The organism is Bacillus inaquosorum KCTC 13429, assembly GCF_000332645.1.
GTDB lineage: Bacteria > Bacillota > Bacilli > Bacillales > Bacillaceae > Bacillus > Bacillus inaquosorum.
In genome coordinates this window covers 489,441-514,636 of the sequence record NZ_AMXN01000002.1, presented here as the reverse complement: position 1 = coordinate 514,636, position 25,196 = coordinate 489,441, and the positions used below count along the sequence as shown (strand labels likewise).

Annotated in this window: 24 protein-coding genes; 18 read left to right on the top strand and 6 right to left on the bottom strand. The window is 46.6% G+C overall.

Going from position 1 to position 25,196, the window contains the following annotated elements; translation table 11 throughout:
• The first annotated feature begins 25 nt into the window (after positions 1 to 25).
• The 3 genes from cstA to BSI_RS13950 are packed head-to-tail and all read left to right on the top strand — an operon-like array spanning position 26 to position 2,236.
• The gene (gene cstA / locus BSI_RS13945; RefSeq protein ID WP_003237701.1) at positions 26 to 1,822 is read left to right on the top strand and encodes a carbon starvation protein CstA; all 1,797 of its coding nucleotides are present in this window, start codon (positions 26 to 28) and stop codon (positions 1,820 to 1,822) included.
• The gene (locus BSI_RS23015; protein ID WP_080030802.1) at positions 1,765 to 1,953 is read left to right on the top strand and encodes a hypothetical protein; all 189 of its coding nucleotides are present in this window, start codon (positions 1,765 to 1,767) and stop codon (positions 1,951 to 1,953) included. The genes cstA and BSI_RS23015 overlap by 58 nt, the downstream gene beginning before the upstream one ends.
• A complete protein-coding gene (locus BSI_RS13950; protein WP_249033935.1) occupies positions 1,868 to 2,236 on the top strand; it encodes a VOC family protein in 369 nt (122 codons plus the stop codon). The genes BSI_RS23015 and BSI_RS13950 overlap by 86 nt, the downstream gene beginning before the upstream one ends.
• Positions 2,237 to 2,272: 36 nt before the next feature.
• Here the strand turns inward: BSI_RS13950 and BSI_RS13955 are convergent, their stop codons facing one another.
• The 4 genes from BSI_RS13955 to sspI form a co-directional block, all read right to left on the bottom strand.
• Entirely contained in the window at positions 2,273 to 3,607 is a 1,335-nt protein-coding gene (locus BSI_RS13955) for a (Fe-S)-binding protein (protein ID WP_003237696.1), read from the bottom strand.
• A complete protein-coding gene (gene glcD, locus BSI_RS13960) occupies positions 3,604 to 5,016 on the bottom strand; it encodes a glycolate oxidase subunit GlcD (protein WP_003237693.1) in 1,413 nt (470 codons plus the stop codon). The genes BSI_RS13955 and glcD overlap by 4 nt, the downstream gene beginning before the upstream one ends.
• A 101-nt stretch (positions 5,017 to 5,117) precedes the next feature.
• Positions 5,118 to 6,224 carry a CdaR family transcriptional regulator gene (locus BSI_RS13965; protein ID WP_003237691.1) on the bottom strand — a complete coding sequence of 369 codons (1,107 nt, stop codon included), beginning with the start codon at positions 6,222 to 6,224 and terminating at the stop codon, positions 5,118 to 5,120.
• 68 nt (positions 6,225 to 6,292) lie between these two features.
• Positions 6,293 to 6,508: a small acid-soluble spore protein SspI gene (gene sspI, locus BSI_RS13970; RefSeq protein ID WP_003222464.1), complete on the bottom strand. Its 216-nt coding sequence runs from the start codon at positions 6,506 to 6,508 to the stop codon at positions 6,293 to 6,295.
• A gap of 119 nt (positions 6,509 to 6,627) precedes the next feature.
• On the opposite strand from sspI, the gene BSI_RS13975 reads away from it, so the two are divergent.
• Positions 6,628 to 7,374 carry a TrmH family RNA methyltransferase gene (locus BSI_RS13975; protein ID WP_003237689.1) on the top strand — a complete coding sequence of 249 codons (747 nt, stop codon included), beginning with the start codon at positions 6,628 to 6,630 and terminating at the stop codon, positions 7,372 to 7,374.
• Positions 7,375 to 7,440: 66 nt separating this feature from the next.
• On the opposite strand, the gene BSI_RS0120950 is transcribed toward BSI_RS13975, so the two are convergent.
• Positions 7,441 to 7,647, bottom strand: coding sequence for a hypothetical protein (locus tag BSI_RS0120950; protein WP_032731923.1), 207 nt, complete (start codon positions 7,645 to 7,647; stop codon positions 7,441 to 7,443).
• An 81-nt stretch (positions 7,648 to 7,728) separates the two neighbouring features.
• On the opposite strand from BSI_RS0120950, the gene pheS reads away from it, so the two are divergent.
• Together pheS and pheT are read left to right on the top strand one after the other, a co-directional pair.
• Positions 7,729 to 8,763, top strand: a complete 1,035-nt coding sequence (pheS, locus tag BSI_RS13980; RefSeq protein WP_003237687.1) for a phenylalanine--tRNA ligase subunit alpha — start codon at positions 7,729 to 7,731, stop codon at positions 8,761 to 8,763.
• 15 nt (positions 8,764 to 8,778) lie between these two features.
• Positions 8,779 to 11,193, top strand: coding sequence for a phenylalanine--tRNA ligase subunit beta (pheT, locus tag BSI_RS13985; protein ID WP_003237686.1), 2,415 nt, complete (start codon positions 8,779 to 8,781; stop codon positions 11,191 to 11,193).
• Positions 11,194 to 11,228: 35 nt separating this feature from the next.
• Here the strand turns inward: pheT and rnhC are convergent, their stop codons facing one another.
• Positions 11,229 to 12,170 (bottom strand): ribonuclease HIII, encoded by a 942-nt coding sequence (rnhC, locus tag BSI_RS13990; RefSeq protein WP_003237684.1) that lies wholly within the window; start codon positions 12,168 to 12,170, stop codon positions 11,229 to 11,231.
• Positions 12,171 to 12,303: 133 nt separating this feature from the next.
• On the opposite strand from rnhC, the gene zapA reads away from it, so the two are divergent.
• From zapA to trxA, 12 genes are all read left to right on the top strand, one after another.
• Positions 12,304 to 12,561, top strand: coding sequence for a cell division protein ZapA (zapA, locus tag BSI_RS13995; protein WP_003237682.1), 258 nt, complete (start codon positions 12,304 to 12,306; stop codon positions 12,559 to 12,561).
• A gap of 6 nt (positions 12,562 to 12,567) precedes the next feature.
• The gene (locus tag BSI_RS14000) at positions 12,568 to 13,101 is read left to right on the top strand and encodes a CvpA family protein (protein ID WP_003237680.1); all 534 of its coding nucleotides are present in this window, start codon (positions 12,568 to 12,570) and stop codon (positions 13,099 to 13,101) included.
• 72 nt (positions 13,102 to 13,173) lie between these two features.
• Complete coding sequence (gene polX / locus BSI_RS14005) at positions 13,174 to 14,886, top strand: DNA polymerase/3'-5' exonuclease PolX (protein WP_003237678.1); 1,713 nt, start codon at positions 13,174 to 13,176, stop codon at positions 14,884 to 14,886.
• A 20-nt stretch (positions 14,887 to 14,906) separates the two neighbouring features.
• The gene (locus BSI_RS14010; protein ID WP_003237676.1) at positions 14,907 to 17,264 is read left to right on the top strand and encodes an endonuclease MutS2; all 2,358 of its coding nucleotides are present in this window, start codon (positions 14,907 to 14,909) and stop codon (positions 17,262 to 17,264) included.
• A gap of 14 nt (positions 17,265 to 17,278) precedes the next feature.
• Positions 17,279 to 17,683 (top strand): DUF350 domain-containing protein, encoded by a 405-nt coding sequence (locus BSI_RS14015; RefSeq protein WP_003237674.1) that lies wholly within the window; start codon positions 17,279 to 17,281, stop codon positions 17,681 to 17,683.
• A 188-nt stretch (positions 17,684 to 17,871) separates the two neighbouring features.
• Positions 17,872 to 19,554: a long-chain-fatty-acid--CoA ligase LcfA gene (gene lcfA, locus BSI_RS14020; protein ID WP_003237672.1), complete on the top strand. Its 1,683-nt coding sequence runs from the start codon at positions 17,872 to 17,874 to the stop codon at positions 19,552 to 19,554.
• Positions 19,555 to 19,664: 110 nt separating this feature from the next.
• Positions 19,665 to 20,249 carry a fatty acid metabolism transcriptional regulator FadR gene (gene fadR / locus BSI_RS14025; RefSeq protein WP_003237670.1) on the top strand — a complete coding sequence of 195 codons (585 nt, stop codon included), beginning with the start codon at positions 19,665 to 19,667 and terminating at the stop codon, positions 20,247 to 20,249.
• A 14-nt stretch (positions 20,250 to 20,263) separates the two neighbouring features.
• Positions 20,264 to 21,040 carry an enoyl-CoA hydratase gene (locus BSI_RS14030; protein ID WP_003237668.1) on the top strand — a complete coding sequence of 259 codons (777 nt, stop codon included), beginning with the start codon at positions 20,264 to 20,266 and terminating at the stop codon, positions 21,038 to 21,040.
• Positions 21,041 to 21,054: 14 nt separating this feature from the next.
• Positions 21,055 to 21,828, top strand: a complete 774-nt coding sequence (etfB, locus tag BSI_RS14035) for an electron transfer flavoprotein subunit beta (RefSeq protein WP_003237666.1) — start codon at positions 21,055 to 21,057, stop codon at positions 21,826 to 21,828.
• A gap of 35 nt (positions 21,829 to 21,863) precedes the next feature.
• A complete protein-coding gene (etfA, locus tag BSI_RS14040) occupies positions 21,864 to 22,841 on the top strand; it encodes an electron transfer flavoprotein subunit alpha (protein ID WP_003237664.1) in 978 nt (325 codons plus the stop codon).
• A 213-nt stretch (positions 22,842 to 23,054) separates the two neighbouring features.
• Complete coding sequence (gene abfB / locus BSI_RS14045) at positions 23,055 to 24,542, top strand: alpha-L-arabinofuranosidase AbfB (RefSeq protein WP_003237661.1); 1,488 nt, start codon at positions 23,055 to 23,057, stop codon at positions 24,540 to 24,542.
• A 326-nt stretch (positions 24,543 to 24,868) separates the two neighbouring features.
• Positions 24,869 to 25,183 carry a thioredoxin gene (gene trxA / locus BSI_RS14050; protein ID WP_003222500.1) on the top strand — a complete coding sequence of 105 codons (315 nt, stop codon included), beginning with the start codon at positions 24,869 to 24,871 and terminating at the stop codon, positions 25,181 to 25,183.
• Positions 25,184 to 25,196: the final 13 nt, after the last annotated feature.

Below are 25,196 nucleotides of genomic sequence, written 5' to 3'. Positions count from 1 at the left end.
AAAACAGCAAAGGGGATGGGAGAAAATGAATGCGGTTACAATTGTGATAGCGTCAATGTGTATTTTGGCTATGGCCTATCGTTTATACGGAACATTTATGATGGTGAAGGTTCTCAAAGTGAATGATGACAAGCCGACGCCTGCTCACGCGCTTGAGGATGGAAAAGACTATGTGCCTACAAATAAATGGGTTTCGTTCGGCCATCATTTTGCGGCGATCGCAGCGGCCGGGCCGCTGGTCGGACCGATTCTGGCCGCGCAGTTCGGCTATTTGCCGGGGTTATTATGGCTGTTAATCGGGGCGGTAATAGGGGGAGCCGTCCATGATATTGTTGTGCTGTTTGCATCGATGCGCAAAAATGGAAAGTCGCTGTCGGAAGTGGCGAAGGATGAGCTCGGCCCTGTTGCCGGATTTTGCACGGGCCTGTCCATGCTGTTTATTATCACGATTACGATGGCGGGCCTGTCGATGGTTGTGCTGCACGCGCTTGAACGCAATCCGTGGGGAACGTTTGCGGTAGGGATTACGATTCCGATTGCGATGGGCGTGGGCTTATTTTATAAGAAAACAGGAAATTTAAAGCTCACGTCAACAATCGGTTTTCTCTTTTTAATGGCAGGAGTCTTTATCGGCCCATGGGTGCAGACTACCGCGCTCGGTGACTTTTTAACGCTAGATACGAAAACGCTTTCAGTAGCACTTCCTGTTTATGCGTTCTTTGCAGCGGCGCTTCCTGTTTGGCTGCTTCTCGCACCGCGTGATTATTTAAGCAGCTTTATGAAAATCGGTGTTTTTATCGCTTTGATTGCTGGGGTGTTTGTCGTCAATCCCTCCATCCCGTTTCCTGCGTTTACAGAATTCGTAAAAGGCGGAGGGCCGGTGCTGGCAGGGCCCGTCTGGCCATTTATTTCAATAACCATTGCCTGCGGTGCGATCTCGGGATTCCATGCTTTTGTCGGTTCAGGAACGACGCCGAAAATGCTGAATAAGTGGAGTGATATGAAGCCGGTTGCGTTCGGTGCAATGCTTGTCGAGTGTCTTGTCGGTATCATGGCACTGATTGCGGCAACCGCCTTGCAGCCTGCTGATTACTTTGCGATTAACAGCACACCTGAGGTTTTCCGTACGCTCGGCATGGATGTCGTACATTTGCCTGAATTGAGCAGGGAAATCGGTTTGGACTTAGAAGGAAGAACAGGGGGAGCCGTCACGCTTGCGGTAGGAATGACTTATATTTTTACCGGAATGCCGTTTTTCAGCCATTTGGCCTCATATTTTTTCCAATTTGTCATTATGTTTGAAGCTGTATTTATTTTAACAGCGATTGACGCCGGCACACGTGTTGCCCGTTATTTGATTCAGGATTTCTTCGGAGAGGTGTATAAGCCGCTGAAGAAAACAGACTGGATTCCGGGATCTGTATTTGCCAGCGCGCTTGCCTGCTTGATGTGGGGGTATTTGCTGTATTCAGGGGATATCGGTTCCATTTGGGCGCTGTTCGGCGTGTCCAATCAGCTGATGGCTTCAGTGGGGCTGATTATCGGAGCGACGATAGTACTGAAAATCGCCGATAAACGCCGTTACATTCTGACCTGCCTTATCCCGCTTGCCTATTTATATGTCACTGTCAATTATGCGGGCTATTGGATGGTGCGCCATGTGTATCTCAATCCAGAAGCAGCAGGATATAGTGTATTGAATGGCGTATTATCGATCATCATGCTGTTGTTAGGCTTCATCATTATCGTTGCAGCAGTAAAAAAATGGGCACAGATGTGGAAAGATCCGAGCTTAAGGATGGAAGCATCTATCCCGGGATAGAAGGGCTAATGAAAAATTTAAGGAGGATTGGAAATGAATCTATCAATGAAATATCTTATTCTATACGTATCAGACAGCAAGCGGGCCATTCATTTTTATCAGGATATTTTAGGACTGCCGATTCGTGCTGAACACGGCACGTATGTCGAATTTGAAACAGGTTCTACGATATTGGCACTTAATACGCGAGAGAGCGCCAGAGAAATCACGCCGCTAGACATTCCAGATACATCTGCTTCGCACACATTTGAAATCGGATTTGTGACTGAAAATGTAGAAGCAGTCATCAAAAGGGTGAGAGAACAAGGCGTCACGATTATTGGAGAGCCTAAAGTGAAGCCATGGGGGCAGACGGTCGCTTATATCGCAGACCCAGATGGACATTATATTGAAATTTGCAGTCCGATGGAATAACGAACAAGCCCAAAACAATTTCTGTTTTGGGCTTTCTTATGATGTCCTGTGTCCAGCTGCTTCCAGCAGCAAATCAGCCAGGTGAACGGCTTTGACTTTACCGCTTAGTCCTTCGCGTTCAATGCCGAGTTTCATCTGCAGCAAACAGCCTGGATTTGCTGTCACAATGACGATCGCTTCGGTTGCTTTGACGGCAGCCATTTTACTGTCCAGTATTTTCATAGACATCTCAGCTTCCACGATGTTATAAATTCCCGCTGATCCGCAGCAGCTGTCCGCTTTATCCATCTCTCTGAATTCGGTTCCCTTGATGCTTTGAAGAAGCTGGCGGGGCTCGAGCGACGTATGCATCACATTTCTTAGATGGCATGAATCTTGATAGGTAATGATCTGCGGCGTCTCGAGTGCTAGGTCCATCTGATGGAAATCGAGCTCAACCAAAACGGACGAAAAATCTTTCAGCTTCTGAACAAACGCAGCAGCCCGTTCCGACCACTCGGGGTCATCCTTCAGCAAATGATCATATTCAGTGAGAAAGGCTCCGCATCCTCCTGCGTTTGTAATGACAGCATCCACGTCTAACGCTTCAAAAGCAGCGATATTTTGTTTCGCGAGCTCCTTGCCTGCGTTTTTTTCACCGCTGTGTCCATGAAGGGCACCGCAGCAAGCCTGTTCAGGCGGGATGACAATGTCACAGCCTGCCAGCTGTAAAAGTTTTAGTGTGGCATTGTTGGTCGGTAAAAACATTGTATCCATTAAGCAGCCCGAAAAAAAGGCAACTCGTTTTTTCATGGGGCCAATTGACGGCAGTAAACGCGGCCGATGCTTCATGTCTTTGCTTTTGGGAACATCAGGAAGAACAGCTTCCATCGTCCGCAAATGCTCCGGCAGGACGCGAAGCATACCGGTTTTACGCACAGCGGTTTGCAGCCCTGACCGCTGATACAAACCGATAAGGCTTACAGCTGAGCGCATGCGGTTTTGATGCGGAAACAGCTCGTGAAAAGCCGCCTTTCGCATGACACGTGCGCCGAGCGAGTGTTTTTTATTTTGGTGGATAATATCTCTGGCTTCCTCAAGCAGCTGTCCGTATTTCACGCCTGACGGGCATACAGGTTCACAGGCGCGGCAGCCGAGGCAAAGTGACAGCGACCGTTCGACATCTTCATCCGGTTCAATCATACCATCGGCTACGGCTTTCATTAAGGCGATGCGCCCGCGCGGAGAGTGAGTTTCCTGAAATCCCGATTCGATATAGGTCGGGCAGGAAGGAAGACAGAAGCCGCAGCGCATACAATTCAAAAGCTCGCCTTCATCCATGCGCTCTTTAAACTCATATTGGATCTGTTTCATTTCTTTTTCTGTTGTCATCTTTCCGTCACCACACGTTTTCTGGCGTCTTTCGCAAATATTTTGCCGGGATTTAATATGTTACGGGGATCAAATGCCGCTTTCAGCGCTTTCATCGCGGCAATACCTTCTTTTTCCAGCTTCATTTCCAAGTAAGGCGCCTTCATGGCCCCGACTCCGTGCTCCCCGGTTATCGTCCCGCCAAGTTCAATCGCTTTCTCAAAAATCTCGGCAAAAGCCTGTTCGACACGTTCCATTTCATCCTCATTTCTTATGTCTGTCGTGCATGTCGGGTGAAGGTTCCCGTCTCCCGCATGGCCGAAGGTGCAGATGGAAATATCATATTTAGCAGCAATATCATTAATCGCTTTTACCATATTGGCGATTTCTGAGCGAGGAACGGTCGCATCCTCTAAAATCGTCGTCGGCTTGAGGCGGGCTAGGGCAGAAAGTGCAGAACGCCGGGCTTCAGTCAGGGCAAACGCTTCCTCCTCTGTTTGTGCGGTCTGAACGGAAACGGCGTCGCCTTTTTTGCAAATCGCCTCAATCTTTTCCATATCCCGTGCTACGATTTCAAGCGGTCCGTCTTGCTCAATTAACAGAACCGCCTTTGCGTTTGTCGGAAGGCCGATTCTGGCATAATCCTCAATCACCAAAAGTGTAGGTTGGTCGAGAAATTCAAGCGTGGCGGGTATGATTTTTGCGGCAATGATGTCTGATACCGTTTGAGCAGCGGCGTCGATATTTTCATAAAGGGCAAGCAGCGTCTTCTTTGTTTCCGGCTTTGGAACGAGTTTGACGATTGCCTCTGTCACAATGCCGAGTGTTCCTTCTGAGCCGACAAAAAGACGTGTGAGATCGTATCCGGCCACATCCTTTGCGAGTTTTCCGCCGGTGCGGATGATGTCACCATTTGCGAGCACAACCTCCAGCCCAATAACATAGTCGCGGGTGACGCCGTATTTTAATCCGCGGAGCCCGCCGGAATTTTCATTGATGTTTCCGCCCATGGTTGATATTTTCATAGAACTCGGATCAGGCGGATAAAACAAACCCTTGCTTTCAACCGCGCGGATCATATCCAGCGTAATGACGCCCGGCTGGACTGTGGCGGTCAAATTTTCTTCATCAATCTCAAGAATCCGGTTCATATGCTTAAAGAGAAGAACAAGTCCGCCTTCAGTCGGGCACGTGCCGCCGCACAGGTTTGTCCCTGATCCTCTTGGAACAATCGGCACTTGATGTTCGCTGCAAATCGCTAAAATTCGTGATACTTCATCTGTATTCCTCGGTGCAATCACGGCATCAGGCATAGACTGAAACTGCGGCGTCGCATCATATGAATAGACGAGACGCCCGGCATTGGAGTCATCAAAGTTTTCCGGTCCGACGATTTGTATCAGCTGTTTTTTTACATCTTTGGTGATCATTCACCCATCCCCCTGTCAAAAAACGCTTTTAATCTATTGTAAAAGAAAAAAAGCAAAGCCTTCCATGGAGAAACATATAAATAATGAAACTGAAACTCTCTTTATTTTGTATCTTGATCTAAAAAATAGAGTGCAACATACATTGTGACGATGTCCTCAGTGCGGTCAAAACGCAAACCTGTCAGCTGTTCAGCCTTAGACAGACGATAACGTAATGTATTGATGTGTATATGCATGTCTTCAGCGGTTTGTTTCAAAGACAAATCGTGATGAAAGAAAGTCCGTATCGTATTCATAAGCTCCAGACGTTGAAGTGCCTCACGGAATACCCTTTGCGGAAATTCATTACGGGTACCAGGGCTGATCTCAGTCAGGCACATATCAAGCTTCAGATCCTCTTCGAAGATGGGCGTTTTTCGCTTAAGGCTGACAGCCAGCGCTTTTTCCGCTTGCTCGTATGAGTCTGTCAGGCTGGAGCTTGCAACAGCCCTTCCGGCGCCAGCTGCTGCATATCGGCTGTTTGCGGTATGAGCAAACGAACAAATGAGAAGAATCTGCCGTAAAAGCCGATCCCTCTGTTCATGTTTTGGCACTTCGTGATTAATCAGAATCCGTTCATTTCCCCACCTGATGAACAAATCCGAAGGGTACGCTGATTTCCAGATATGTGTCATTTGTTCAATTTCATAGCGTGACCACTCATATCCTTGAATGAGAATCATTTGGCGCGGGGAGGCAAGGTCAATACCAAGAAGCAGGGCTTTCTCCAGAAAACCGGGTGACCATTCTTTTAATTGCAGCCAATCAATCATAAAGGACTCCAGCATTCTCTCACGCCACTGGGACTGCTCTAAATGCCACGATTCCTTAATGAACAGCTCTGTCATTTTCCGAAGCAGCTCCCCGTATGGCTGAATCTCAGCGGGCTCGCCTGTCAGCCCGAAGACGGCGATCACATCACGGTCAGAAAATACAGGGAGATTCAGGCCTGCCTTCACTCCTTTTAATTTCTTTTCATCTTCTTTTGTAATAATGACATTGCGCTTCTCTTTTGCGCAGATGAGCGCTCCCTCATGAAAACGTCCGACCCGCTCATCATTTGTGCTTGCCATAATGAGACCGTCTGTGTTCACAATAATGACTTCACGTTCGTACATTTTTTTGACTTCAGCAATGATTTTTTTCGCTAATAACGGTTGTAAAAACATGGCGATCCCCCTCATCATGTTTTTATTATATAAGAAAAAAACCGGGCGCTGTCACCCGGTTTCATGTCTTATTGGGCGGGTTTTAATCCGCCTTCAAGCGTTTTTAGCATTTCGTTTTTCTCACTCTCGGATGCGTGCTGCCAAATGACTTCGAATAAAACGCCGAGCCCCGGAAGCATTTTTTCTTCACCGCTTTGAATCGCATCCACAATTGTATGTTCAAGCTGCTCCTGATTATTGCCGGTTACATTGGCAATGACGGCATGACGTAAATTAAGATCCATGTAAAAACGCTCCTTTTCCTAAAATGTTATACGTATATTCTAACCCTGCACCTGGTTTATTATGTGCTGTTCTTGCGATATAATAACATCATGTTAAAAAAAGGAGAGCCACACAGACAGTGAAACAAATAGAATCCGCAAAAAACCAAAAAGTGAAGGATTGGAAAAAGCTTCACACGAAAAAAGAACGAACAAAAACGAATACATTTCTGATTGAGGGAGAACATCTTGTTGAAGAGGCGCTCAAGAGCCCGGGCACGGTGAAAGAAATCCTTGTAAAGGATGAAACGAAAATTCCGTCAGAACTTGATGTAAGCATCCAGTGCTACGTGCTGAGTGAAGATGCGTTTTCAGCTGTTACTGAAACTGAAACGCCGCAGCAGATCGCCGCTGTGTGCCATATGCCTGAAGAAAAACTGGCGTCGCCTCAGCGGGTGCTGCTGATTGACGCTGTTCAAGATCCGGGAAACCTCGGCACGATGATTCGGACGGCAGATGCGGCCGGTTTAGATGCGGTTGTGCTCGGTGACGGCACGGCGGACGCCTTTAACGGAAAAACGCTTCGATCCGCACAAGGTTCTCACTTTCATATTCCTGTTGTGAGAAGAAACCTGCATACATATGTGGATGAATTGAAAGCAGAGGGGGTAAAAGTGTACGGCACGGCGCTGCAAAACGGAGCGCCTTACAGGGATATGCCTCAGGCTGAATCCTTTGCGCTCATTGTAGGAAATGAAGGGGCAGGGGTGGATGCCGCCTTGCTGGAAAAAACGGATTTGAACCTGTACGTGCCGCTTTACGGACAGGCTGAATCACTGAACGTTGCGATTGCGGCTGCCATCCTCGTGTATCACTTGCGAGGATAGTGTTGCGCGAAGCGTTGGATTTCTCTATAATAGAACATAATATTTGAAAAACCGTGACAGAGGACCTCAATTTCTGATCAACTGCTTTCCAGGGAGAAAATGCCGCTGACTGAGAGCATTTTTAACGCAGCCGGAAATTGTCTTCACCTCTTGAGTTGTCGCCGGGACCGCGCACATTGCGCGTAAAGGTGAACCGGAATCTGATTCCGTTATGTCAATGAAGCTGACGACAGCATCAGTCTGTCTGAAATAAGGGTGGTACCGCGGCCACAACTCGTCCCTTGTACAAGGGACGAGTTTTTTTTGTTTTCCAAAGACATATAACGGTTTGTTTACATAAAAGGAGGATGCAAAATGGAAGAAAAGCTAAAACAGCTGGAACAAGAAGCTTTAGAACAAGTAGAAGCGGCAAGCTCATTAAAGATTGTCAATGATATTCGGGTGCAATATCTCGGAAAAAAAGGGCCGATTACAGAAGTGCTGCGCGGAATGGGCAAACTTTCTGCTGAGGAACGTCCGAAAATGGGCGCGCTCGCGAACGAAGTAAGAGAGCGTATCGCCAATGCGATTGCTATCAAAAACGAGAAGCTTGAAGAAGAAGAAATGAAGCAGAAGCTTGCGGGACAGACAATCGACGTCACGCTGCCGGGGAACCCTGTCGCAGTCGGCGGCCGCCATCCGCTCACAGTTGTCATTGAAGAAATTGAAGATTTATTTATCGGTATGGGCTACACAGTCGAGGAAGGACCAGAGGTTGAAACGGATTACTACAACTTCGAATCGCTCAACCTGCCGAAAGAACACCCTGCGCGCGATATGCAGGACAGCTTTTACATTACAGAGGAAACTCTGATGAGAACGCAAACTTCTCCAGTTCAGACACGGACGATGGAAAAGCACGAAGGCAAAGGGCCGGTTAAAATCATTTGTCCGGGTAAAGTATACCGCCGTGATAACGATGATGCGACGCACTCTCACCAATTTATGCAAATTGAAGGGCTTGTCGTTGACAAAAACATCAGCATGAGTGATTTAAAAGGAACGCTTGAACTCGTTGCGAAAAAAATGTTCGGGGAAGACCGCGAAATCAGACTCCGCCCAAGCTTCTTCCCGTTTACTGAGCCTTCAGTAGAAGTAGACGTGACATGCTTTAAATGCGGAGGAAACGGCTGCTCAGTATGTAAAGGAACAGGCTGGATCGAAATCCTCGGCGCCGGCATGGTTCACCCGAACGTGCTGAGAATGGCTGGCTTTGATCCGAAGGAATATCAGGGCTTCGCATTCGGAATGGGTGTTGAGCGCATCGCAATGCTGAAATATGGCATTGATGATATCCGCCACTTCTATACAAACGATGTCAGATTTATTTCGCAGTTTAAACAGGCGTAAGAGGAGGATGCTAGGATGTTTGTTTCTTATAAATGGTTAGAGGATTATGTTGACATAAAAGGCATGGATCCGGCTGTTCTTGCTGAGAAAATTACAAGAGCCGGCATTGAGGTTGAAGGAATTGAATACAAAGGGGAAGGCATCAAAGGCGTTGTCATCGGCCACGTGCTGGAGCGCGAGCAGCATCCGAATGCTGATAAGCTGAATAAATGCCTTGTTGATATCGGAGCGGAAGCACCTGTACAAATCATTTGCGGCGCGCCGAATGTGGATAAAGGACAAAAAGTCGCAGTTGCAACAGTCGGAGCGGTGCTGCCGGGCAATTTCAAAATCAAAAAGGCAAAGCTTCGCGGTGAAGAATCAAACGGCATGATCTGTTCTTTACAGGAGCTTGGCATTGAAAGCAAGCTTGTGGCGAAGGAGTATGCGGAAGGCATTTTTGTATTCCCGAATGACGCTGAAACAGGAAACGATGCCTTAGCGGCTTTACAGCTTGACGATGCGATCCTTGAGCTTGGTTTAACGCCAAACCGCGCGGATGCCATGAACATGCTTGGTGTTGCTTACGAGGTTGCGGCGATTTTAGATACAGAGGTAAAACTTCCGCAAACGGATTATCCGGCTGCTTCAGAACAAGCGTCTGATTACATCGCTGTCAAAGTCGAAGATCAAGAAGCGAACCCGCTGTATACTGCAAAAATCATTAAAAACGTCACGATTGCTCCGTCACCGCTTTGGATGCAGACAAAGCTGATGAATGCAGGCATTCGCCCGCACAACAACGTTGTTGACATCACAAACTTTGTCCTGCTGGAATACGGACAGCCGCTTCACGCGTTTGATTATGACAGATTCGGCTCCAAGGAAGTCGTAGTAAGAAAAGCAGCTGAAAATGAAACGATCTTAACCCTTGATGATCAAGAACGTAAGCTGTCTGCCGATCACCTTGTTATTACGAACGGAACGAAAGCGCAAGCCGTTGCCGGTGTCATGGGAGGAGCAGAGTCAGAGGTTCAGGAAGATACGAAAACGATTTTGCTTGAGGCTGCGTACTTCAACGGACAGACGGTTCGCAAGGCTTCCAAAGATCTTGGTTTGAGAAGTGAATCAAGCGTAAGATTTGAAAAAGGCATTGATCCGGCGCGCGTACGTCTTGCGGCAGAACGGGCTGCACAGCTAATCCATCTGTATGCAGGCGGTGAAGTGCTCGCTGGAACGGTTGAGGAAGATCACCTGACAATCGAAGCGAATAACATTCATGTTTCTGCTGACAAAGTGAGCAGCGTCCTCGGCATGACAATCAGCAAAGAAGAACTGATCAGCATTTATAATCGTCTCGGCTTTACTGTCGGTGAAGCAAATGATTTGCTCGTCGTGACAGTTCCATCACGCCGCGGTGACATTACAATCGAAGAGGATTTAATTGAAGAAGCAGCAAGACTGTACGGCTATGATAACATTCCGTCTACGCTTCCTGAGACAGCGGGAACAACAGGCGGATTAACGCCATATCAGGCAAAACGCCGTAAAGTCAGACGTTTTCTTGAAGGCGCAGGCTTGTCACAAGCCATCACTTACTCACTGACAAACGAGAAGAAAGCGGCAGCGTTTGCGATTGAAAAATCACTGAACACTGTGCTTGCGCTTCCGATGAGTGAAGAAAGAAGCATTCTCAGACACAGTCTAGTTCCGAATCTGCTTGACTCCGTTTCTTACAACCTGGCGAGACAGACTGACTCAGTCGCACTGTACGAAGTCGGCTCCGTTTTCCTGACGAAGGAAGAGGACACAAAACCTGTTGAAACAGAACGCGTGGCAGGAGCTGTTACCGGATTATGGCGCAAGCAGCTGTGGCAGGGCGAGAAAAAAACGGTTGATTTCTTCGTCGCCAAAGGAATTGTAGAAGGGCTGTTAGAAAAACTGAACGTCCTCGACAGCATTGAATTTGTTCAGTCTGAACGCAAACAGCTGCACCCAGGCAGAACAGCGAACATTCTATTGAATGGTTCTCTTATCGGCTTCATCGGCCAAGTCCATCCTTCATTGGAAAAAGAACTGGATATAAAAGAGACATACGTGTTTGAGCTTGATCTTCATGCGTTACTCGCAGCGGAAACAGCGCCGCTTGTTTACACGGCGATTCCAAAATATCCGTCTGTGACACGTGATATCGCGCTTGTAACAGATAAATCCGTCACAAGCGGCCAGCTCGAAAGCGTCATTAAAGAGACTGGCGGAAAGCTTCTGAAAGAAGTATCCGTCTTTGACGTATACGAAGGCGAGCATATGGAGGAAGGTAAAAAGTCAGTTGCTTTCTCACTTCAATATGTAAACCCTGAACAAACCCTGACTGAAGAAGAAGTGACAAAGGCGCACAGCAAAGTGCTGAAGGCGTTAGAAGACAAATATCAGGCCGTTTTAAGAGGCTAATAAAAAAGCTTGCAGATTTATCTGCAAGCTTTTTTCTATGAACGTTTTTTAGCGGCAAGGCGCTGCGCTTTCTGCGTATTGGCAAAATGGAGTTTTGTATAGGCTCTGAGAGCGGATGCCCCTTTTTTAAGGATCAGCTTGGCAGCCGCCTCATCCACGTGCGGGCCGGCCCCTTTCGGAAGCGTCATTCCTGCCTCACGCGATAGTTTATCCATTTCCATTAAAAACGAATATCTTGCAATGATTGAAGCAGCGGCGACTGACAGGTGAATGCCTTCAGCCTTTGTGCTAAAATAGGTCCGCTCCTTCACAATGTCTCTGCCCTTTAAATGATTGAAGTAGACGCCAGGCTCAGCGAATTGGTCAATCAAAATGGCCTCAGGCTTTACCCCGTCCATTTTTCTTAACAAATGGGTGATGGCCTGATTGTGCAGCAAGGCTTTCATTTTCCCTTGGCTCATGCCTTTTTCCTGCATGCTGTTGTACTTATCATTCTTTAACACAAGCAGGCTGTACGGAATGGTTTTGATCAGGTTTCGGGCAATCTCAATGATTTGCGGGTCCTTTAAGTCTTTAGAGTCCTTAACACCGAGTTCCTTCATTAAAGGAAGCATGGTTTTGTCGACGTACGCGCATACAACCGTCATCGGGCCAAAGTAATCTCCAGTTCCGACCTCGTCAGAGCCGATAACAGACATTCCGGCGATATTTGCCGGAGGAACATAGCGGGGATCAGCCGGTTTTTTGGCCGTTTTCTTCTTTTCCTGCGGCTCTGCTGTTCCCCAGCGCGCTGATTCTGCCGCTGCGTTTTTGCCTTGAAACAAGACCTTGCCGGATTTATATGCTGTAATGGTACAGCCTGGCGGTTTCGCCTGAAAAACGGCTCCCTGCGGAACAGAGGCAGTAAGCGAACCGCTATACGTCATTTTCATTTGGTCAATAGCAGACAACGGTACTTTTATCACAGAATGGGACACGTAATAATCTCCTTTTTTTACACTTTTCGCTGTATATACCAGTGTATCATAACAGCGGGAGGCTCGTCTTTCCATTCATTTAATAAACGTGTTATGATAAGAACTAGGATTCTCGCGGAATGGAGGAGAAACGTTGTCTGACGGCAAAAAAACAAAAACAACCGTTGACATTTACGGCCAGCACTTCACGATTGTCGGTGAAGAAAGCAAAGCCCATATGAGGTATGTCGCCGGAATTGTTGATGATAAAATGAGAGAAATCAATGAAAAAAATCCATACCTTGATATAAATAAACTTGCAGTGCTGACAGCGGTAAATGTGGTGCACGATTATGTCAAATTACAAGAAAAATATGAGAAACTGGAGCGTCAGCTTAAAGAAAAGGATTGAACAACTATGCTAGATATCATCATCTTAATCTTGCTCCTGATGGGGACTTTACTGGGATTAAAACGCGGTTTTATTCTGCAGTTTATCCGCTTGACGAGCTTTATTTTATCGATCGCCTTTGCGGCTTTATTCTATAAAAATGTGGCGCCGCATTTAAAGTGGATTCCCGCACCCGATTTTTCAGCGGGACAGCCGGCTCTTTCTTTTTTCACGGGAAATTTGGAAGCAGCCTACTATAATGCGATTGCGTTTATCGTTTTATTTATTATCGCTAAAATTTTACTGAGAATCATAGGCTCATTCTTGAGTATTGTAGCCGGCATTCCGGTGATTAAACAAATCAACCAGGTGCTGGGCGCCGTTCTCGGTTTTCTTGAAGTCTATTTATTTACATTTGTGTTGCTGTATGTTGCATCCGTGCTTCCGGTAGATGCTTTGCAGCAAATGATGGGGCAATCGTCTCTCGCAAATGTGATCATTAACCATACACCGTATTTGTCAGGGCTCCTACAAGAGCTGTGGACACAGTACGGGGCATAAAAAACTTCTCTTGTCCGGAGAAGTTTTTTTCAAGTATGATGGAAACATATGTGAACGTCTGGGGGTTATTGTATGCATAAAAAAGATATTATCCGGCTGCTTGAAACCATTGCAGTCTACATGGAACTCAAAGGGGACAACCCGTTTAAAGTATCCGCCTTCCGAAAAGCAGCGGCAGCCCTGGAACAGGATGACCGCAGTTTATCAGAAATGGACGATATGATGTCGCTGTCCGGCATTGGAAAAGGAACGTACAGCGTCATTAAAGAGTATATAGATGAAGGAAAGTCAAGCACACTCGAATCGCTGCAGAAAGAAGTGCCGGAAGGACTCGTGCCTTTATTGAAGCTACCGGGCCTCGGCGGCAAAAAAATCGCAAAGCTGTATAAAGAGCTCGGCGTACATGATGCAGAATCTCTGAAGGAAGCCTGTGAACAGCAAAAGGTACAAGGTCTTGCGGGTTTTGGCAAAAAATCAGAAGAAAAAATATTACAGGCGCTCGGGGAAGCCGGAAAACAGCCTGAACGGTTCCCGATCGGCTACGCCCTCCGGATCGCCCGGGACATTGAAGAGCATCTTTCTCAATTTACGGATATCATCAAATTTTCCCGTGCCGGAAGTCTCCGCAGAGCGCGGGAAACGGTGAAGGATCTGGATTATATCATTGCCACAGATCGCCCTGCTGAAGTAAGAGAGCAGCTGCTTGCACTGCCAAACATCAAAAGCGTGATCGCGAGCGGAGATACGAAGGTGTCCGTTATCCTTTCCTTTGAATATGAAACAAGCGTTGATTTCCGTCTTGTCACGGAAGAGCAGTTTCCGACAACACTCCATCATTTTACGGGATCAAAGGATCACAACATTAAGATGCGCCAAATCGCGAAAGAACGCGGCGAGCGGATCAGTGAATACGGCGTCGAGACAGTTGAAACCGGAGATATCAAAACATTTCCGAGTGAACGTGAATTTTATGCGCACTTCGGCCTGCCACTGATTCCGCCGGAGCTCCGTGAAAGCGGGCAAGAAGTGGAAACCTACAGCGACAGCATTGAATTGATAGAGCCCGAGCAAATCAAGGGAGATCTCCACATGCACTCAACGTGGAGCGATGGGGCGTTTTCTATCAGAGAGATGGCTGAAGCATGCATGGAAAAAGGCTATCAATATATGGCGATCACCGATCACTCGCAATATTTAAAGGTTGCCAACGGGCTGACTGCAGAAAGGCTCAAGCAGCAGGCAAAAGAAATTGACGCACTGAATGCTGAGTTCGAGAATTTCCGGATCTTGAAAGGCGTCGAGATGGATATTCTGCCTGACGGTACGCTTGATTATGATGACGACGTGCTGGCCGAAATGGACATCGTTATTGCATCGATTCATTCCAGCTTTAATCAGCCGGAACACGTCATTATGAAACGGCTTGAGACGGCACTGACCAACAAGCATGTTGACATTATCGCACATCCGACCGGACGCCTGATCGGCAGACGGGCCGGTTACGAAATCGATATTGATAAGCTGATTGAGCTTGCGAAGAAAACAAATACGGCGCTTGAACTCAACGCCAACCCTGCGCGCCTCGATTTGCGCACAGAACATTTAATCAAAGCAAACGAACAAGGGGTCACATTGGTCATTAATACCGATGCCCATAATATTGAGATGTTAGACGATATGAAAACCGGCGTTACTGCCGCGCGCAAAGGATGGACGGAAACGAAAAACGTTCTGAATGCCCGGTCGCTTAAAGACGTAGAGGCATTCCTGAAGCGCAACGATTAAGTAAGGAGGCTCACACAATCGTGCAGCAAAAAGTATTATCAGCTCTTGAATTTCATAAAGTGAAAGAACAGGTTATTGAGCACGCCGCTTCATCGCTCGGAAAAGAAATGCTTCTCGAGCTTAAGCCTTCTGCTTCTATAGACGAAATCAAAAAACAGCTTGATGAAGTAGATGAAGCTTCCGCCATTATCCGGCTGAGAGGGCAGGCGCCATTTGGCGGCCTTACTGATATTAGAGGAGCGTTAAGACGGGCGGAAATCGGCAGTGTTCTCAGTCCTTCAGAATTCACTGAGATCTCAGGTCTGCTTTACGCAGTTAAACAAATGAAACATTTTATCAGCCAAATGGCTGAAGACGGCGTCGACATTCCGCTGATCCATCAGCATGCTGAACAGCTTATCACGCTTTCTGATTTAGAACGGGACATTAATTCCTGCATTGATGATCACGGAGAAGTGCTTGATCATGCATCAGGAACATTAAGAGGAATCCGCACACAGCTCAAAACACTCGAATCGAGAATCAGAGACCGGTTAGAGTCCATGCTGCGCTCCTCCTCCGCTTCAAAAATGCTGTCTGATACGATCGTTACGATTCGGAATGACCGTTTTGTGATCCCGGTCAAACAAGAGTACAGATCAAGCTACGGAGGAATTGTGCATGATACCTCTTCCTCAGGCGCGACACTGTTCATTGAACCGCAGGCGATCGTAGATATGAACAACTCGCTTCAGCAGGCGAAAGTGAAAGAAAAGCAAGAAATTGAACGGATTTTGCGCGTGCTCACAGAGCATACGGCGGAGCACACAGAAGAGCTCTTTCAAGATTTGCAAGTGCTGCAGACGCTTGACTTTATTTTTGCAAAAGCAAGATATGCAAAAGCGGTCAAAGCGACAAAACCGATCGTGAACGACAACGGCTTTGTCCGTTTGAAAAAGGCACGCCACCCATTGCTTCCGCCTGATCAAGTGGTTGCTAATGACATCGAGCTTGGCGGCGATTTTTCAACCATTGTCATTACAGGGCCAAACACCGGGGGGAAAACAGTCACCCTTAAAACGTTAGGCCTGTTAACCTTGATGGCGCAATCCGGACTTCATATTCCGGCAGATGAAGGGTCAGAAGCCGCCGTATTTGAGCATGTGTTTGCTGATATCGGCGATGAACAATCGATTGAGCAAAGCTTAAGTACGTTCTCATCCCATATGGTGAACATTGTCGACATTTTAGAACATGTCAATGAAAACAGTCTTGTGCTTTTCGATGAACTGGGCGCAGGGACAGACCCGCAGGAAGGGGCGGCTCTCGCCATGAGCATCTTGGATGACGTGCATCGCACCAATGCTAGAGTGTTAGCCACGACGCATTACCCGGAATTGAAGGCGTACGGCTATAACAGAGAAGGCGTCATGAATGCCAGCGTCGAATTTGACATTGAAACACTGTCACCAACCTATAAACTTTTAATTGGTGTGCCGGGACGAAGCAACGCCTTCGAAATTTCAAAACGCCTCGGACTCCCGGACCATATTATCGGGCAGGCCAAATCAGAAATGACGGCCGAGCATAACGAAGTCGACACGATGATTGCGTCGCTCGAACAAAGCAAAAAACGCGCGGAAGAAGAACTTTCTGAGACGGAATCAATCAGAAAAGAAGCAGAAAAGCTGCATAAAGAGCTGCAGCAGCAAATTATCGAGCTCAACAGCAAAAAAGACAAAATGCTCGAAGAGGCTGAACAGCAAGCGGCTGAAAAAGTAAAAGCGGCAACGAAAGAAGCCGAAGATATTATTCATGAATTGCGCTCAATAAAAGAAGAACACAAATCTTTCAAGGATCACGAGCTGATCAACGCGAAGAAACGGTTAGAAGGCGCAGTTCCTACTTTTGAAAAGTCCAAAAAACCAGAAAAACCGAAAACGCAAAAACGCGACTTCAAGCCTGGTGATGAGGTGAAAGTCCTCACCTTCGGGCAAAAAGGAACACTGCTTGAAAAAACCGGCGGCAATGAATGGAATGTTCAAATCGGAATTTTAAAAATGAAAGTAAAAGAAAAAGACCTGGAGTTTATCAAATCAGCTCCAGAACCAAAAAAAGAAAAAATCATTACGGCGGTCAAAGGGAAGGACTACCACGTATCGCTTGAACTTGACCTTCGCGGCGAACGCTATGAAAATGCCCTCAGCCGTGTTGAAAAATACTTGGATGATGCAGTATTAGCCGGATATCCAAGAGTGTCAATCATCCACGGAAAAGGAACCGGCGCTTTAAGAAAAGGCGTGCAGGATCTCCTGAAAAACCATCGCAGCGTTAAAAGCTCCCGTTTCGGTGAAGCAGGTGAGGGAGGATCAGGCGTTACGGTTGTTGAACTAAAATAAAAGGGAGTATGGCCATGAGTGATTTTTGGGAAAACGAGCTTGTGGAAATCGCGGCATATTACAGTGTCGCGGTTCTCTGCCTCGTCCTCTTTTTGACTGTGTTTGAGCTGGTGACGGCTTATAAAAACTGGGAAGAGATTCAAAAAGGAAATCTTGCGGTGGCAATGGCGACCGGCGGAAAAATTTTAGGAATCGCAAACGTGTTTCAGCATTCCATCTCCCAGCACAATTCTCTGCTGCAAATGATCGGCTGGGGCGTTTACGGGTTTGTTATGCTTCTGATCAGTTACTTTATTTTTGAGTTTTTGACTCCGCGGTTTAAAATTGATCAGGAAATCGAGAATGATAACCGGGCTGTCGGCTTTATTTCATTTGTCATTTCTGTCGGGCTTTCATTTGTGGTGGCAGCCGGAATATAAGGGGACGGAGAATAGATGGAAAAGCTTGCAAAAGTACTGCTCGCCGCGGCGGGAATCTTTTTGGTAATTGGTCTTATATATCTGTTCGCATCATGAGAAAAAGAAAGATTTACCTTTCTTTTTCTTTTTTTTGCCGTCCATCTGCTATAATGATAGGGTGGAACTCTAAAACCGAAAGGGGAGGTTTTATGCAGTCTCAAAAGCCGTGGCTTGCCGAGTATCCCGACGATATCCCACATGAGCTTCCATTGCCGAACAAAACCCTGCAATCCATCCTGACAGACTCCGCCGCACAATTCCCTGACAAAACCGCAATATCTTTTTATGGAAAAAAACTCACCTTTCATGACATTCTGACGGATGCTCTTAAACTCGCAGCTTTTTTGCAATGCAATGGCCTGCAAAAAGGAGACAGAGTGGCTGTTATGCTGCCCAATTGCCCGCAATCGGTCATTTCCTATTATGGCGTCTTGATTGCCGGCGGCATCGTGGTGCAGACGAATCCGCTTTATACCGAGCACGAGCTAGAATACCAGCTGAGAGATGCTGAGGCAAGCGTGATCATCACCTTAGATTTACTTTTCCCGAAGGCAATAAAAATGAAAACGTTATCAATTGTCGATCAGATTTTGATAACCAGCATAAAAGACTATTTGCCTTTTCCGAAAAATATTCTTTACCCGCTGACGCAAAAACAAAAAGTGCACATCGATTTTGACAAAAAAGATCACATTCACACGTTCGCCTCCAGCATGAAGCAGGAAAAAATGGAACTTCTGACAATCCCGAAGATCGATCCTGAACATGATATTGCTGTTCTTCAGTATACCGGAGGAACAACGGGGGCTCCAAAAGGGGTTATGCTCACGCACCAAAATATTTTGGCCAATACTGAAATGTGCGCCGCTTGGATGCACGATGTGAACGAAGGCGCTGAAAAAGTGCTTGGCATCGTCCCGTTTTTTCATGTTTACGGTCTGACGGCAGTGATGAATTATTCGATTAAACTAGGCTTCGAAATGATTCTTCTTCCTAAGTTTGATCCGCTCGATACGCTCAAAATTATCGACAAACAAAAACCGACGCTCTTTCCAGGCGCACCGACGATTTACATCGGCCTTTTGCATCACCCCGAATTGCAGCATTATGATCTGTCATCCATTAAAAGCTGTCTTAGCGGATCAGCCGCGCTGCCTGTTGAGGTAAAGCAGAAATTTGAAAAGGTGACTGGCGGAAAGCTTGTGGAAGGCTATGGTTTGTCTGAGGCATCACCAGTGACGCACGCCAATTTTATCTGGGGGAAAAACAAGCCGGGCAGTATCGGCTGTCCTTGGCCGGGTACTGACGCAGCGATCTATTCTGAGGAGACGGGTGAGTTTGCCGCTCCATATGAGCATGGAGAAATCATTGTAAAAGGTCCGCAAGTTATGAAAGGATATTGGAACAAACCGGAGGAAACCGCCGCTGTACTAAGAGACGGCTGGCTGTTCACCGGAGACATGGGCTATATGGATGAAGAGGGCTTTTTCTATATTGCCGACAGGAAGAAGGACATCATTATCGCCGGCGGTTATAATATTTACCCGCGTGAAGTCGAAGAGGTGCTTTATGAACATGAAGCCATCCAGGAAATTGTGGTTGCAGGTGTGCCCGATTCCTACAGGGGAGAAACAGTAAAAGCATTTGTCGTGTTAAAGAAAGATGCAAAAGCCGATGCAGAAGAACTGGACGCATTTGCCAGATCCCGCCTCGCTCCTTACAAGGTGCCGAAAGCCTATGAGTTCAGAAAAGAGCTACCGAAAACAGCGGTCGGGAAAATTTTAAGAAGGCGTTTACTCGAAGAAGAAATTGAAAATCATCACATCAAATAACAGAAGAAAAAGAGAACACCTGTGAATAAACTTGACAAAGCCGAAAATCCTTTTTATCATGAAATTATGAATGAATAGTCATTCATTTCTATAGGAAGGAACGATGAACATTGAAGCAAAAACGGCCAAAGTATATGCAGATTATTGATGCAGCAGTAGAAGTCATTGCGGAAAACGGCTACCACCAGTCACAGGTATCCAAAATTGCCAAACAAGCCGGAGTAGCGGACGGCACCATCTATCTCTATTTCAAAAACAAAGAAGACATTTTAATTTCTCTTTTCAAAGAAAAAATGGGCCAATTTATTGAGCGGATGGAAGAGGACATAAAAGAAAAGACAACAGCGAAAGAGAAACTGGCGCTTGTGATTTCAAAGCATTTTTCCCTTTTAGCCGATGACCATAATCTCGCGATTGTCACTCAGCTTGAGCTCCGCCAGTCAAACTTGGAGCTGCGCCAGAAAATCAATGAAATATTAAAAGGCTACTTAAATATTTTAGATGGCATCTTGACCGAAGGCATACAATCAGGCGAATTAAAAGAGGGCCTCGATGTCCGCCTCGCCCGGCAGATGATTTTTGGAACGATTGACGAAACTGTGACAACTTGGGTTATGAATGACCAAAAGTACGATCTCGCTGCCTTGTCAGACAGCGTTTTAGAATTGTTGGTGTCCGGAATTCACAATAAGTAAAGGGGTTCTGTCCTATGAATGCAATATCACTGGCAGTTGATCAATTTGTGGCAGTTTTGACGATTCACCATCCGCCGGCAAATGCGCTTTCCAGCCGGATATTAGAAGAGCTGTCCTCCTGTCTTGATCAATGTGAGACAGATGCAGGCGTACGAAGCATTATCATTCACGGTGAGGGAAGATTTTTCTCAGCCGGCGCTGATATTAAAGAATTTACATCACTTAAAGGCAATGAGGATTCCTCACTGCTGGCTGAGCGCGGCCAGCAGCTGATGGAAAGAATTGAAGGCTTCCCGAAACCGATTATCGCAGCGATTCACGGTGCTGCTCTTGGCGGAGGGCTGGAGCTTGCGATGGCTTGTCATATCAGAATTGCGGCAGAAGATGCCAAACTGGGGCTCCCGGAGCTTAACCTCGGTATTATACCGGGTTTTGCGGGGACACAGCGTCTACCAAGATATATCGGTACAGCCAAAGCGCTTGAGCTCATCGGATCTGGAGAACCGATATCCGGAAAAGAAGCGCTTGATCTCGGGCTTGTGTCAATTGGAGCAAAGGATGAAGCAGAAGTGCTTGAAAAAGCAAAAGCACTTGCCGCTAAGTTTGCAGAAAAAAGCCCGCAAACGCTGGCATCACTGCTTGAGCTTCTTTACTCAAACAAGGTGTATTCCTATGAAGGCAGCTTAAAGCTTGAAGCGAAGCGGTTTGGAGAAGCATTTGAGTCAGAGGACGCCAAAGAAGGCATCCAGGCATTTCTCGAAAAAAGAAAGCCTCAGTTCAAAGGCGAATAAAAGGGGATATGATCATGAATCTATTTGTACTGATGAAACGGACGTTTGACACAGAAGAAAAAATCGTCATTGAAGCAGGAAAAATTCAGGATGACGGAGCGGAATGGATCATTAATCCATACGACGAGTACGCGATAGAAGAAGCCATCCAGTTGAAGGAAAAGCACGGCGGAACGATCACTGCCGTCACTGTCGGCGGTGAAGATGCGGAGAAGGAATTGCGTACGGCGCTTGCCATGGGATGTGACCAAGCCGTTTTAATCAACATAGAAGATGATCTCGAAGAACCCGACCAATATTCCATTTCTCAAGTTTTATACCACTATATGAAGGATCAGGAGTTTGATTTGATTCTCGGCGGAAATGTTGCCATTGACGGAGGATCAGGACAAGTGGCGCCGCGGCTTGCCGAGCTTCTGGACATTCCGTGCATCACAACGATCACCAAACTCGAAATCAACGGCACTGATGCAGAAGCAGAAAGGGACGTCGAAGGGGATGTTGAAAAAATCAAAACGACACTCCCATTGCTTATCACAGCTCAGCAGGGCTTAAACGAACCGCGCTACCCATCGCTTCCGGGAATTATGAAGGCCAAGAAAAAACCGCTTGAAGAGCTTGAACTTGATGATCTTGATCTTGACGAAGAGGATGCTGAACCAAAGATGAAAACGATCGAACGTTTTCTGCCGCCGAAAAAAGAAGCCGGGAAGCTTCTCCAAGGTGAGCCTGCCGAACAGGCAAAAGAGCTCGTCTATTTGCTCCGCAGCGAAGCTAAAGTCATTTAAAGCTTGGACATTCAAAGAAACAGGGGGATGTTAGAATGGGAAAAAAAGTGATCGTACTCGGAGAAATTCGCGACGGAGAATTGCGGAATGTCACCTTTGAAGCAATAGCTGCAGGAAGAACCATTTCAGGCGATGGAGAAGTCATCGGTGTTCTGATTGGAGAAAATGTACAAAGCGTTGCACAGGAGCTTATCCATTACGGAGCCGATAAAGTTCTCACAGCCGAGGATCCGAGGCTGAAAGCATATACGGCAGATGGATACAGCCAGGTCATGAGGGCCATTATTGACCAAGAAAAGCCCGATTCCGTTATATGCGGGCACACGGCAATGGGAAAGGATCTTTCACCGAAGCTTGCCGCCCGGCTGCAAACAGGCTTAATTTCTGATGCTACAGATGTAAGCGTTACCGGAGAAAATATCGTATTTACAAGGCCAATTTACTCGGGGAAAGCATTTGAACGCGTCATTTCAACCGATCCGCTGATTTTTGCAACGATTCGCCCCAATAACATTCAAGCTGCAGAAAAAGACGCCAGCAGGTCGGGGAGTATCGATAGCATTGATGTTTCTCTTACAGACCTCCGCACCGTTATCCAAGAAGTCGTGAAAAAAACAGCGGACGGCGTTGATCTCTCCGAAGCAAAAATTATTGTTGCGGGCGGCCGCGGAGTCAAAAGCAAGGAAGGATTTCAGCCGCTGCAGGAGCTTGCAGATGTGCTGGGGGCCGCAGTCGGGGCATCTCGCGGGGCATGCGACGCTGATTATTGCGATTACGCTCTCCAAATCGGACAGACCGGAAAAGTCGTTACCCCGGATTTGTATATTGCCTGCGGCATTTCCGGCGCCATCCAGCATTTGGCCGGCATGTCAAACAGCAAGGTGATTGTCGCCATCAATAAAGATCCCGAAGCAGATATTTTTAAAATAGCGGATTACGGCATTGTAGGCGATTTATTTGAAGTTGTCCCGTTATTAACTGAGGAATTCAAACAATTAAATATACACTCGTAAAGAAAACCCCGGACTGTTGAAGTTCGGGGTTTTTACATTTTCAAATACATACGTACAAATATAAAGTTTATAAAAAATGTCATTGACATGTACGAACATATATAATATGGTTACTTTAAAAGCGCTTACATTCATGCTGACTCCTCAGGCAAAAGACAGATCACATATTTGACTGTGGTGCTTTTCATATTCGTATGAAAGGAATGATCAAGCATGTCTGAACATCAAGCAGTGATCCAGACGGATATTGTAAAAGGAACTATTAACAAAAATATATACGGTCATTTTGCAGAGCATCTAGGAAGAGGGATTTATGAGGGGATTTGGGTCGGAACGGAGTCAAGCATTCCCAATATAAACGGAATTCGAAAGGATGTGCTGGAAGCGCTCAAGCAGCTTCATATCCCTGTCCTCAGGTGGCCGGGCGGGTGCTTTGCGGACGAATACCATTGGGCAAACGGTGTCGGTGACCGTAAGACGATGCTTAACACTCACTGGGGCGGAACAATTGAATCAAATGAATTCGGAACGCATGAATTTATGATGCTTTGCGAGCTGCTTGAATGCGAGCCTTATATTTGCGGCAATGTCGGAAGCGGAACCGTTCAGGAAATGGCAGAATGGATCGAGTATATGACGTTTGAAGCCGGCACGCCGATGTCAGACTGGAGAAAACAAAATGGAAGAGAGGAGCCCTGGAAGCTGAAATATTTCGGCGTGGGCAATGAGAACTGGGGCTGCGGCGGCAACATGCATCCTGAATACTATGCTGATCTGTACCGGCGTTTTCAAACCTATGTCCGCAATTACAGCGGCAATGAAATATATAAAATTGCAGGCGGCGCAAATGTAGATGACTTTAATTGGACAGACGTGCTCATGAAAAAAGCTGCTGGCCTGATGGACGGATTGAGCCTTCATTATTATACGATTCCGGGTGATTTCTGGAAGGGCAAAGGATCAGCCACAGAATTCACGGAGGATGAATGGTTTATTACAATGAAAAAAGCCAAATACATTGATGAATTGATTCAAAAACACGGAACGATTATGGACCGGTACGATCCGGAGCAGCGGGTCGGGCTGATCATTGACGAATGGGGCACGTGGTTTGATCCTGAGCCAGGCACGAACCCTGGTTTCCTTTATCAGCAAAACACCATTCGTGATGCACTGGTGGCGGCTTCTCATTTCCACATTTTCCATCAGCATTGCCGCCGGGTGCAAATGACCAACATCGCCCAAACGGTAAACGTTCTTCAAGCGATGATTTTGACTGAGGGAGAACGGATGCTTTTGACACCGACGTACCATGTATTTGATATGTTTAAGGTACACCAGGACGCTTCTCTTTTAGAGACTGACACAAAGTCTGCTGACTATGAATGGAAAGGTGAAACGCTGCCGCAAATCAGTCTTTCAGCATCGAAACATGCAGAAGGCGATATCAATATCACGATCTGCAACATCGACCACCAAAACAAAGCGGAGGCTGAGATTGAGCTGAGAGGCCTTCACAAGACAGCGGACCATTCCGGAGTCATTCTCACGGCAGAAAAAATGAATGCGCATAACACGTTTGCCGATCCTCATCACGTCAAACCGGAGTCTTTCAGCCGATATACGCTCAACAAAAACAAATTGAAAGCAAAACTGCCGCCAATGTCAGTCGTCTTACTCACACTGCGTGCTGATTCTTAATCGAGCGAGAGCGCCGGAGCTTCATGCCGGCGCTCTCTTTCATGTTTTAAAACAGCTCCGGCAGGGCATGGTAAAGTACATGACAGTGAAGAGGAGATGTTATCCTATGCTTCGTACCATTTTAATGATCATCGGGGCTATTGTAGTGATCGGGGCCATTATCAGATTCGTGTTTTAATGAAAGATGACATATCCCATTCAATCCAGATAAAAATGAGTAAACCGATTGTGATCAGGAAAAAATAATTTACAAGCATTAAAATAGCGTGAACGAATGGGAGATGCTATACTAAAAATCATCATTTCACAATTGGAGGAATTCAATAATGGCTATCGTAAAAGCAACTGATCAATCTTTCTCAGCTGAAACAAGCGAAGGCGTCGTACTGGCAGACTTCTGGGCTCCTTGGTGCGGACCTTGCAAAATGATTGCACCTGTTCTTGAAGAACTGGATCAAGAAATGGGAGACAAACTGAAGATCGTAAAAATCGATGTGGATGAAAACCAAGAAACAGCCGGAAAATACGGCGTTATGAGCATCCCGACACTTCTTGTGTTAAAAGACGGAGAAGTAGTTGAAACTTCTGTCGGCTTCAAACCAAAAGAAGCGCTTCAAGAGCTTGTCAACAAACATCTTTAATTTTCGGCTGCTT

What these genes read in the sequence shown, in the direction of transcription:
- polX (WP_003237678.1), top strand. Translation starts at nt 13,174, where the DNA reads ATGCATAAAAAAGATATTATCCGGCTGCTTGAAACCATTGCAGTCTAC.
- lcfA (WP_003237672.1), top strand. Translation starts at nt 17,872, where the DNA reads ATGCAGTCTCAAAAGCCGTGGCTTGCCGAGTATCCCGACGATATCCCA.
- pheT (WP_003237686.1), top strand. Translation starts at nt 8,779, where the DNA reads ATGTTTGTTTCTTATAAATGGTTAGAGGATTATGTTGACATAAAAGGC.
- BSI_RS13965 (WP_003237691.1), bottom strand. Translation starts at nt 6,224, where the DNA reads ATGTTTTTACAACCGTTATTAGCGAAAAAAATCATTGCTGAAGTCAAA.
- BSI_RS13950 (WP_249033935.1), top strand. Translation starts at nt 1,868, where the DNA reads ATGAAATATCTTATTCTATACGTATCAGACAGCAAGCGGGCCATTCAT.
- sspI (WP_003222464.1), bottom strand. Translation starts at nt 6,508, where the DNA reads ATGGATCTTAATTTACGTCATGCCGTCATTGCCAATGTAACCGGCAAT.
- etfB (WP_003237666.1), top strand. Translation starts at nt 21,055, where the DNA reads ATGAATCTATTTGTACTGATGAAACGGACGTTTGACACAGAAGAAAAA.
- BSI_RS23015 (WP_080030802.1), top strand. Translation starts at nt 1,765, where the DNA reads ATGGGCACAGATGTGGAAAGATCCGAGCTTAAGGATGGAAGCATCTAT.
- trxA (WP_003222500.1), top strand. Translation starts at nt 24,869, where the DNA reads ATGGCTATCGTAAAAGCAACTGATCAATCTTTCTCAGCTGAAACAAGC.
- abfB (WP_003237661.1), top strand. Translation starts at nt 23,055, where the DNA reads ATGTCTGAACATCAAGCAGTGATCCAGACGGATATTGTAAAAGGAACT.
- cstA (WP_003237701.1), top strand. Translation starts at nt 26, where the DNA reads ATGAATGCGGTTACAATTGTGATAGCGTCAATGTGTATTTTGGCTATG.
- BSI_RS14030 (WP_003237668.1), top strand. Translation starts at nt 20,264, where the DNA reads ATGAATGCAATATCACTGGCAGTTGATCAATTTGTGGCAGTTTTGACG.
- BSI_RS14015 (WP_003237674.1), top strand. Translation starts at nt 17,279, where the DNA reads ATGAGTGATTTTTGGGAAAACGAGCTTGTGGAAATCGCGGCATATTAC.
- BSI_RS14000 (WP_003237680.1), top strand. Translation starts at nt 12,568, where the DNA reads ATGCTAGATATCATCATCTTAATCTTGCTCCTGATGGGGACTTTACTG.
- pheS (WP_003237687.1), top strand. Translation starts at nt 7,729, where the DNA reads ATGGAAGAAAAGCTAAAACAGCTGGAACAAGAAGCTTTAGAACAAGTA.
- glcD (WP_003237693.1), bottom strand. Translation starts at nt 5,016, where the DNA reads ATGATCACCAAAGATGTAAAAAAACAGCTGATACAAATCGTCGGACCG.
- BSI_RS13955 (WP_003237696.1), bottom strand. Translation starts at nt 3,607, where the DNA reads ATGACAACAGAAAAAGAAATGAAACAGATCCAATATGAGTTTAAAGAG.
- etfA (WP_003237664.1), top strand. Translation starts at nt 21,864, where the DNA reads ATGGGAAAAAAAGTGATCGTACTCGGAGAAATTCGCGACGGAGAATTG.